Source organism: Psychrobacter sp. 1U2, from assembly GCF_051847575.1.
Genome location: NZ_JBPYDC010000570.1, coordinates 1 through 968 on the forward strand (window position 1 = coordinate 1; position 968 = coordinate 968).

The following is a 968-nucleotide window of genomic DNA, read 5'->3' on the forward strand; positions in this document are numbered from 1 at the left end:
ATTGCCGAACAGCTGCGTTGCGATATTGCTACCCATGTGTTTCAAATAGACCATAATCTAAGCTTTAAGATAACGGCGAGTCTAGGGCTTTATACCTTGACTCATGCTGAGCGCGCCTGCATCAGACAAAGATATGCATCCATAAAATCCAAAGAAACAGTGGCGACATCATCATTATCGAAGCTGCCGACAATTAAGTCTCGTAAGAGCAAACGCGCATCTATACCAGTGTCAGAGCTGCGATATGCTCAGTTGCCTAGTGATATTTGTCAGCGTTTGATTAGAGTCGCAGACAAAGCATTGTACGAAGCCAAAGATCGTGGTCGCAATCAAGTGGTCAGTGCCAACGAGATGACAGTAGCAAAAGACAGCATTGGGCAGTTATACAGCAGTCAAAAAACCAGCGGCCAAAAAACAGATGCATAATCGGTTATGAACAGGATAACTTAGTACAAAGCTACAAAGCCTTACACCTTCGATGATGAGCTGCTTAGCTGTTGTACCAAACCTGCCAGTACACTAGTAGCAAAGCTGCCAGTCGTCAAAGTAAAATTTAATACGAGCGTTTGCTTACCATCTGTTTGTTCCTCTTGCCACGTCCAACGCATCGCTTCAACGGGTAATCGTAGTGCTCGTCGTTGGGCTTTGACGTCGCGTTTTTCTAGACCCACTGCTAGCTGTGCTAATAATGGATTGCACTGTACTATATCGTTTTCGAGCTGGGCTGCTATGCCGCTGACTTTATCGTTACCTACGCCCCACAGCACACCAGTTGGATGAATATCCCCACTGGCAACACGCGCACGTAGCGACTCGTCTACCTCTTCACTAGCAAATATCGAGCCTGAGCCATCTAAGTTAAATACTTCACCGGTAAGTCCGGTATTCCAACTGCCGTCGCGTACTCTGGCTGCCAATATCTCATTGAATAGTAAACTACGCGCGGCAGACAACTCCATCGTGTGTTG

1 protein-coding gene and 1 pseudogene are annotated in these 968 nt (G+C 46.5%); one reads left to right on the forward strand and one right to left on the reverse strand.

Annotated elements, in window-relative coordinates:
• Positions 1–426 (forward strand): annotated as a pseudogene (locus ACS8FD_RS17330) (GGDEF domain-containing protein); the annotation flags it as partial.
• A gap of 41 nt (positions 427–467) precedes the next feature.
• On the opposite strand, the gene truD reads toward ACS8FD_RS17330, so the two are convergent.
• A partial coding sequence (gene truD / locus ACS8FD_RS17335) for a tRNA pseudouridine(13) synthase TruD (protein WP_439276764.1) occupies positions 468–968 on the reverse strand: 501 nt, incomplete at its 5' end.